The following is an 8,090-nucleotide window of genomic DNA, read 5'->3' on the forward strand; positions in this document are numbered from 1 at the left end:
AATCACTTTCTTTTCGTTACTTTGTACAATAGTATGGCGATCTTCACAATGACGGCATCGTTGAACGTGCGAACGTCAAGTCCCGTCTCCTGTTTGAATTTATCCAACCGGTAAAGAAGCGTGTTGCGGTGAATATACAGTTTTTTCGCCGTTTCGCTGACATTGCAATCAAGCTGAAAAAACTGCTCCAGCGTCGTTAGCGTCTCCGCATCCAGCGCCACATCCAGACGCTTCAGCACGCGTTCGAGGAAGCTCGCTTTCTCATTTTCCGGAATCAGATGCACCAGCTTCTCCAATTGCAATTCCCATGGCAAGTGCATATTGTTGCCGATATGATATGTACGCCCGAGCATGATCGTTTCTCTCAGCTGCAGCACGACGGCATAGAGCGATTTTGCAGGCATAATCGGGTAATGAACGGCCAGATGGCTCTCCCCCACCCATTCGCTCTCCAGCATCTCGTGCAATCCGTAGCCTATGGCCGCAAGTTTGTCTTCCAGCGTCTCGTCCTGCTGGTCATCGCGCTCATCACCTGCATCCATGGACAATATTTTTTCCGGAGCCAAAATGAGCCACTCTTTATCCGTTAATGGAATTAATGTAAGCTCACTGTCAAAAAACGTTTCGAGCAGCTTCTTCAGGTCCGCATAATATACCCGCCGCGATGTAGTATAGTCGCCGAACAGCAGTAATGGGATTTTTGTCGAATATAACGACAATTGGGATACGAGCGAATCGGGCATTTCCGCCTGCGTCATGCCGAGCTCCTGCTGTCCGCGAAACCATTCCCGAACGAGCCCCGCCTTGCGTTCTTCTTCGCTGCCAGAATATGATGATTTGTGATCCTGGTTGCTTTTCAGGTCCAACATCAGCTCGACCAGCTGCCGCTCCACCGGCTTTACGCCAGCAGCCTCCATTTGCAGCAATACGGCCGTCTGTCCTTCCCGATGTACGAAAAAAAACACGCTGCCTTCTCTCACGACGCTTCGAGGCTGCTGTGTCGGTTCATCGGCATTGTGTTCCTCCTGCGCGATCCGACGCCAATCTTCCCAAGGCCATAAGACGGTTTTTACCGGAAGGCCCAGTGCATGCTCCAACTGCTGTCTCACCCGTTCCCAGTCCATCCTTCAGGCTCCCCACCTATTTATCTTTAGTTGCTTTTATTGTAACACATCATCGCCCTTCATGCTTTTTCATAAAAAAGGAGCAAGCGCATCCGCCCGCTCCATGCCGTCTTTATAAGGTAGAGTCAGTTGATCACTCTGCGAGCTGTCACGTAGTGATCTTTCCACCAGCCCGATTCGATCGTGCTGTATTTCACTCCTCCTTCCCCGTACGTATGTATCATCATGCCGTCGCCGATATACATCCCGACATGTCCGATCTTGCCTTTGGAGTTTACCGTTGTAAAAAAAACCAAATCCCCTGTATCCAAATTCGCTTTGCTCACAAATGTCCCTTCCTTCGCCTGGTTGCGAGACACGCGCGGCAGCGTAATGTCGTGCTTGGCGAAAATCCACTTCATGAACGAGGAGCAATCGAATGTATTCGTCTGTCCGTATTTCGCGCCGAAGACGTACGGTGTACCCAAATATTTTTGCGCGGTAAGTACAAGGCTAACGCGTTTTTGGTCCTGTGCCGATAAAACCCGTCTTGCTCCGATGAATTGGCTCTTATAGTCGTTTACACTTCTGGTTACGACTTCGCCGCTGGACTTTGAACTGCTTATCATTTTATTGTTGCCGATATAAACGCCAGTGAAGTCCGGGCTGCTGCCTTTACCGAAAAACAGCACGTCGCCTGCTTTCGCGCTGCTAAGCGATTTGATAAGCGGTTTGTTCATCTTGAACTGATCGTCCAGCGCACGGGGCATGGAATAATCGAGCAGCCTGTAGATATAGTAGTTGAGGCCGGCAGCGTCAAAACCTTTGCTCGGGGATTCCGCTCCCCATGCATAGTCTTTTCCTGTCATTTTTTTAGCGATGGAAACCGCATCCATATCGTCGTAAGCAGCCATTGCGGGCCCGGCCAGCACACCCGTCAATAGGATCGTCATGGCCACAGTTATACCGGTCGTACGAATTACAGCGCGTTTGAACATGAATTCTTCCTCCCAAGTTGTCTATTATTCCCCATGTTTGGGCATTATCGTTCCTGTACTCACAGATTACCATGGGAGAAAAAACCGACGCATTACGCAATTGTTGCCTCTATTCGTATCCTTCTGGGAGGCCGACCAACAATAGCCATCCCCCGCCGAACAGACCTTGTCTCCGATCAGCTTGGAGTCATTTTCGTTGCCGTAAACAAAAGGCTGGAAAGCCTTGATATTTCCTCGCTTTGCGAGTTCGATCTCTTGCAGAGTGCAAGCGAAACGGCTCCCTTGGCGGATCAGAACGGTCTGCCTGAAGTACCATTTTCCTTCGTTGGTAATTATGTGTGATCGCCATAAATGGGCTGGCTAAATGAGGATAATTTATCGTGTTGTGGAAATAATTCAAATGTTCATGCATTCGGCTGCAAAGGAGGAACCGTCCATCCCTGTCCTTCGTTACGGTAAAAACGCGCTTTCTGTAGCTATCCCTAAAGCGTACGATACGATTACATACGTCCAGCATGATACTGTAGATTTGGATGAACGGAGCTCCCTGTTGCGCATTCGTCAAGCATTGGAAGCACCCATCGGAACCCCGCCTCTGCGGGAGCTTGCCGCCGGAAAAGGGCGCGCCGTCATCCTCGTCAGCGACGGAACTCGCCTGTGCCCCACATCGCTGCTGCTCGGTCCGCTCTTGGAGGAGCTCAACATCGCCGGCATCGCAGATCAGGCGATCGACATCGTCGTCGCACTCGGGCTTCACCGTAAGCATACGGCTGATGAGCTGGAGCGATTGGTCGGAAAAGAGGCGTATAACCGGGTCCGGGTGCATAATCATTCGCCCATTGCCGAAGATTGCGTGCATGTCGGTACAACTTCGCTCGGAACCCCGGTGGAAATCAACCGGACGGTTGCCGAAGCCCCCTTGCGCATTGTGACCGGCAATATTGAGCCCCATTCCCTTGTCGGCGTTTCAGGCGGCGTAAAGGCGATGATCCCCGGCGTAGCCTCTCATCGCTGTATTGAAGCGAATCACAGCTTGTCCCTTAAAGTAAAAGCTGCACCAGGTGATCCGGATAATGACATCCATCGCGACTTGGAACAATCGCTGTCCTTTCTTCCAATTGATTTCCTGCTGAACGTCATCGTGAATCACGACCGGCAAGTCATTCATGCGGTAGCAGGTCATATTATCGACGCCCATCGTGCCGGCGTATCTTATGCCGCCGATCTTTTTGTCGTCCCGGTAGAGAAGCGATATGACATCGTTATCGTTTCACCGGGCGGCTCGCCGAAAGATCTGCAATTGTACCAATCGCTCAAAGCGCTTCGCAATGCGGCATCCTTCGCAAAACCGGGGGGAGCGCTTATTCTTGTCGCGGAATGCCCGGAAATGCTCGGCAACGGCATATTTCAATTTTGGATCGAAACGATGCCGAATCGGGAGCGAATGGTGGCCAGGCTGCAGCAAAATTTCGTGGTAGGAGCACATAAAATACTGCACATCGACGAAGTGCTTCGCAGCTACAAAGTCTACTTGCATTCTTCCCTGCCCACGCATGTAACGGAGCTTCTCGGGTTTATTCCAGCCCCGGATTTAAACGGGGCCATCGCTTCCGAAACTTGCCACCCGGACACTACGGTGGCCGTTATGCCGTTCGGCGCTCTGACGTATCCAAGAAATGGTTAGCGTTGTACCCTTTTAGAAAGCTTCTGCAAGTTTTTACCATATGTAAAGTTCATCCTACTCCGGGAGGCGGTTTGTTTATGAATTGGGGCCATTGGCCAATGGAACGGGTTGTATTTGCGTTTGTCGGTATCGCTTTTTTGGCTCTCTGGGTGCAAGTCACGCTGTCCCACTATCGGCAAAATTTTCATCACAAAGCGATGTGGGTCCCGGTTATTTCCGCTCCGGTGTTTAGTCTGACGGCGTTTGTGCTTGCTCTGGCAAGACTGGAATGGCTTCTGTCGCTGTTTTTGTATTTGATGTGGTTCGGGGTATTGGCCGGGGGTGTTGGTTTCTATTACCACTTTCACGGCGTCGGAATCCGTGTCGGCGGTTATACGATGCGAAATTTTCTCGTCGGTCCTCCCGTGGTGCTGCCGGTTATGTTCAGCGCGCTTAGCGTACTCGGTCTGATTGCATATTATTGGAGGTAGGCTATGAAGCGTACGTCCCGATATCCTTTTTACGATGTGATGAACGAACAACGGGCCTGGGATGACCATACCCGCCATATCGTCAATTCCCGTGTTCATACGGAGGGCGAATATGTCTTCCTTATGACTGTGGAAGCCGAAATGCTGCGTTCCTGGTGCTCGCTGTTAATGGATGATAATCGACCTGAAGTGATACAGTATGTCATTGATCATTTCGACCAATCGCTCGGTTCCGGCAAAGAAAGCCAGCGAAAACCCGGGGAGCCCCCGTTAAGTCAGCTTGTACGAGGCGGTCTCCATGCACTGGATCAAGCCTGCCAATCGATGTTTACGGAACATTTTTTTCATCTGGAAGCCGCACGCCAAAAACAAATTATGACCGATATTAGCGAAGGTCAGGCGCTTCCGGCGGAAATTTGGAAGCCCGTGCCTCAAACCGCTTTCTTTCAAAAAATGCTGTCGCTCACGATTGACGCCTATTATTCTCATCCGAAAATATGGTCGGATATCGGCTATGCCGGGCCCGCCTATCCGCGCGGTTATGTACGGATGGATCTCGGACAACTCGATCCTTGGGAGCCGAAGGAGGATACGAAAAAAAATGAAGCGTAAATATGGAGACGAAACGGTCGACGTCGTCATTGTCGGAGCAGGCGCCGCAGGCGGCGTACTGGCTAAGGAACTCAGCGAATTCGGCATGAAGGTCATGGTTCTTGATGCCGGACCGCTTCGCGATGCACAACACGATTTTGCCAGCGACGAGCTGTCCATGCAAAGCCTCGGTTGGCAGGACACCCGCATTGTCGACGGCAGCGATCCTTTGCAGATGGGACACAACAATTCCGGATATGGAATCGGCGGCGGTACGGTACATTTTACCGGCGTGTTCCTGCGGTTTCACGAGTCCGATTTTCAAACCCGCACGATCGACGGCGTCGGGGAAGATTGGCCGATCACCTACGATGATTTGGAACCGTACTACACGAAGGTAGAAAAGGAAATTGCGGTTTCCGGTCCCAAACATTTCCCATGGGGACGATTTCACGGCCCTTATCCGTACCCGGAACGGGATCCGATCAGCCCCAATGCGCAAATCTTTTCCATAGGCTGCGAAAAACTCGGTATTCCATGGGTCGTTACGCCGCTCGCGATTTTATCGGCACCTTTCGAAGATCGCCCGCCTTGCATTAATCGCGGCTTTTGCAATCAGGGATGCATGCCCAATGCAAAATTCAGTACGTTGATCGTCCATATTCCCAAAGCGATCCGTGCAGGCGCTGAGGTGCTCGCGGACTGTATGGTAACGCAAGTGAATATGGGCAGTGATGGACGCGCAAGCGGCGTTACCTTCGTACATGAAGGCCAAACGTATGAGCAGCGTGCCAAACTAGTCATATTAAGCGCGTTTGTTGTGGAAACCCCGCGCTTGCTTATGAACTCGGCCAACTCGATGTTTCCTGAAGGACTGGCCAACAGCAGCGGCTGGGTCGGAAAAGCGTTCATGACCCACAGCAGTCACGACGTATACGCGCGATTTGATAAGGAAATACGTCTTTATAAGGGCACGCCGGTCCTAGCTACGACGCAGCATTTTTACGATACGTCGTCTGACCGTGATTTTGTAAGAGGATATACCCTCCATGCTCACGGCGTAAGACCGCTCGGCTTCGCTCAGGGCATTGCCCAGTCGGGCGGCGGCCAGCTGGTGTGGGGATCGCGTTTGCGCGAAGCGATGCTCGATTACAACTATTACGGCCGCATAACGCTTGTGGGCGAAGTATTGCCCGATCCAGCGAACGCGATTACGCTGAGTGATGAGAAGGACCAGCACGGCTTGCCTCGAGCAAAGGTCACGTTCAGTTACGGCAACAACGATCTTCGCCTCATCCAGCACGCGATCGGGAAAATGAGCGATATTTTGGAAGCTGCGGGAGGTAAAAGCGAATTTGTCGTCCCTGACACAGCTCATTTGATGGGCGGCTGCCGTATGGGAAATGACCCTTCTCATTCGGTTGTTAATTCTTATGGACAAACTCATGATATTTCGAATCTGTTTATTTGCGACGCGAGCATCTTCGTCACTTCGGGTGGCGGAAACCCGACTAATACCGTGATGGCACTTGCCTCCAGAACGGCACAATATATAAAGGAAAAAGCGTCTAGGCTGGAACTGTAACTTTCGTCACGAAGGATCATCTCTCTTGTTGAGGTGGTCCTCGTTTACTTTTTGCATGAGATACCTGTAAAATGAAAGGAAAAGGAGTGAATGGTTGTGGCTATAGTGGAAGTTACCGTAATTCCGATCGGTACCGCAACGACCAGTTTGAGCGGGTACGTGGCCGATCTTCATCGACTGCTTGAGGAAGCCCCGGAAGCGATCCGTTTTGAAATGACATCGATGAGCACGATAATTGACGGTGAACTTGACGATTTGCTGCAGGTCATTCGTCGTTTGCATGAAGCGCCGTTCAGTCAAGGCGCCTCACGGGTATCCACCTCGATTAAAATCGATGATCGCCGCGACAAAGCAGCCTCTATGGAACAGAAGCTTCGTTCCGTGCAAGAGAAGTTGGACAATCGCTCGCTTTAAATGCAGGGCGCCCAGCTAGCGCTATATGTTTGATTTGGTCCCGACTTCCGTCGTGTATCTTTACACTACTCATCGCACTTGTTGTTGCAGCGGCGGCTGTCACCCAGGATGGAAGGACGCTTATTAAGCTCAACAATACAAATGCAAAAAAGAGACCGTTAAGGTCTCTTCTTATTTTCACCTAATGGTGAGCCATGTAGGACTCGAACCTACGACACCCTGATTAAAAGTCAGGTGCTCTACCAACTGAGCTAATGGCTCGAAAATAATGGTGGAGGCTGATGGATTCGAACCACCGAACTCGTCAGAGAACAGATTTACAGTCTGCTGCGTTTGGCCACTTCGCTAAGCCTCCATATTATAAAAAGCAATGGTGGCTCGGGACGGAATCGAACCGCCGACACGAGGATTTTCAGTCCTCTGCTCTACCGACTGAGCTACCGAGCCATGCTATGTATTATGTTGTTCTAACTGCACTTCCTATGCAGGAAATTAATGGCGGAGCCGACGGGATACTCTTCGTTACACTCCGAGACTGCGTAGTTAGACTTACGAAGCATAAGCTTCGACGAACCTTATAGGTTCTCATCCCTTACAGGGAAGTAAATCAATGGCGGAGCCGACGGGATTCGAACCCGCGGTCTCCTGCGTGACAGGCAGGCATGTTAGGCCTCTACACCACGGCTCCACACTATGGATAAAAACTGGTGCCGCCGAGAGGACTTGAACCCCCAACCTACTGATTACAAGTCAGTTGCTCTACCAATTGAGCTACAGCGGCATATTGAGTTGTTACATGGTGGAGGCTGACGGGATCGAACCGCCGACCCTCTGCTTGTAAGGCAGATGCTCTCCCAGCTGAGCTAAGCCTCCATAAATATAAAATTGGTAGCGGCAGAGGGGATCGAACCCCCGACCTTACGGGTATGAACCGTACGCTCTAGCCAGCTGAGCTACGCCGCCATGATATACTACGGAGAGAGAGGGATTCGAACCCTCGCACCACTTACGCAGTCTAACCCCTTAGCAGAGGGTCCCCTTGAGCCACTTGGGTATCTCTCCAAGCTCAATCAGTACAGGATTTGTACCCTGAAAACTGGATCGAAACGAGGCTCCGATTTATCTTTTATCGTTCCGTTGTGCTTCGCACAAAGGTCACTTCAAAAAGATAAATCTTCGCTGCAACAAAATGCTTAATGCTGAATCTTTTAGCTAATGCTTCCGAAGCTAGCTTTTCTTCGAAAA

General features: G+C 51.0%; 7 protein-coding genes and 8 tRNA genes. 5 read left to right on the forward strand and 10 right to left on the reverse strand.

Annotation, left to right across the window (positions count from 1 at the left end; genetic code table 11):
• Nucleotides 1-2: 2 nt before the first annotated feature.
• Together ACFQI7_RS29125 and ACFQI7_RS29130 are read right to left on the reverse strand one after the other, a co-directional pair.
• Entirely contained in the window at nucleotides 3-1,124 is a 1,122-nt protein-coding gene (locus ACFQI7_RS29125) for a PucR family transcriptional regulator (RefSeq protein WP_218100981.1), read from the reverse strand.
• Nucleotides 1,125-1,249: 125 nt separating this feature from the next.
• The gene (locus ACFQI7_RS29130) at nucleotides 1,250-2,101 is read right to left on the reverse strand and encodes a C40 family peptidase (RefSeq protein WP_218100982.1); all 852 of its coding nucleotides are present in this window, start codon (nucleotides 2,099-2,101) and stop codon (nucleotides 1,250-1,252) included.
• A 385-nt stretch (nucleotides 2,102-2,486) separates the two neighbouring features.
• Here ACFQI7_RS29130 and larA point away from each other — a divergent pair, with 385 nt between their 5' ends.
• From larA to ACFQI7_RS29155, 5 genes are all read left to right on the forward strand, one after another.
• On the forward strand, nucleotides 2,487-3,785 hold the full coding sequence (gene larA / locus ACFQI7_RS29135; protein WP_230415291.1) for a nickel-dependent lactate racemase: 1,299 nt from the start codon (nucleotides 2,487-2,489) through the stop codon (nucleotides 3,783-3,785).
• Between the two features lie 77 nt (nucleotides 3,786-3,862).
• Nucleotides 3,863-4,255, forward strand: a complete 393-nt coding sequence (locus ACFQI7_RS29140) for a hypothetical protein (protein ID WP_218100983.1) — start codon at nucleotides 3,863-3,865, stop codon at nucleotides 4,253-4,255.
• A 3-nt stretch (nucleotides 4,256-4,258) separates the two neighbouring features.
• The gene (locus ACFQI7_RS29145; protein WP_218100984.1) at nucleotides 4,259-4,867 is read left to right on the forward strand and encodes a gluconate 2-dehydrogenase subunit 3 family protein; all 609 of its coding nucleotides are present in this window, start codon (nucleotides 4,259-4,261) and stop codon (nucleotides 4,865-4,867) included.
• Nucleotides 4,857-6,431: a GMC family oxidoreductase gene (locus ACFQI7_RS29150; RefSeq protein ID WP_218100985.1), complete on the forward strand. Its 1,575-nt coding sequence runs from the start codon at nucleotides 4,857-4,859 to the stop codon at nucleotides 6,429-6,431. The genes ACFQI7_RS29145 and ACFQI7_RS29150 overlap by 11 nt, the downstream gene beginning before the upstream one ends.
• A gap of 96 nt (nucleotides 6,432-6,527) precedes the next feature.
• Nucleotides 6,528-6,845 carry an MTH1187 family thiamine-binding protein gene (locus ACFQI7_RS29155; protein WP_218100986.1) on the forward strand — a complete coding sequence of 106 codons (318 nt, stop codon included), beginning with the start codon at nucleotides 6,528-6,530 and terminating at the stop codon, nucleotides 6,843-6,845.
• 185 nt (nucleotides 6,846-7,030) lie between these two features.
• Here the strand turns inward: ACFQI7_RS29155 and ACFQI7_RS29160 are convergent.
• The 8 genes from ACFQI7_RS29160 to ACFQI7_RS29195 form a co-directional block, all read right to left on the reverse strand.
• Nucleotides 7,031-7,106, reverse strand: a tRNA-Lys gene (locus tag ACFQI7_RS29160).
• Nucleotides 7,107-7,114: 8 nt separating this feature from the next.
• Nucleotides 7,115-7,200 (reverse strand) — tRNA-Tyr (locus tag ACFQI7_RS29165).
• Between the two features lie 16 nt (nucleotides 7,201-7,216).
• A tRNA-Phe gene (locus tag ACFQI7_RS29170) sits at nucleotides 7,217-7,292 on the reverse strand.
• A gap of 164 nt (nucleotides 7,293-7,456) precedes the next feature.
• Nucleotides 7,457-7,533, reverse strand: a tRNA-Asp gene (locus ACFQI7_RS29175).
• Between the two features lie 17 nt (nucleotides 7,534-7,550).
• A tRNA-Thr gene (locus ACFQI7_RS29180) sits at nucleotides 7,551-7,626 on the reverse strand.
• A 16-nt stretch (nucleotides 7,627-7,642) separates the two neighbouring features.
• A tRNA-Val gene (locus ACFQI7_RS29185) sits at nucleotides 7,643-7,718 on the reverse strand.
• A 13-nt stretch (nucleotides 7,719-7,731) separates the two neighbouring features.
• Nucleotides 7,732-7,808 (reverse strand) — tRNA-Met (locus ACFQI7_RS29190).
• 11 nt (nucleotides 7,809-7,819) lie between these two features.
• Nucleotides 7,820-7,907, reverse strand: a tRNA-Ser gene (locus ACFQI7_RS29195).
• Nucleotides 7,908-8,090 lie beyond the last annotated feature (183 nt).

It is taken from the genome of Paenibacillus allorhizosphaerae (assembly GCF_042659105.1).
Classification (GTDB): Bacteria; Bacillota; Bacilli; order Paenibacillales; family NBRC-103111; genus Paenibacillus_G; species Paenibacillus_G allorhizosphaerae.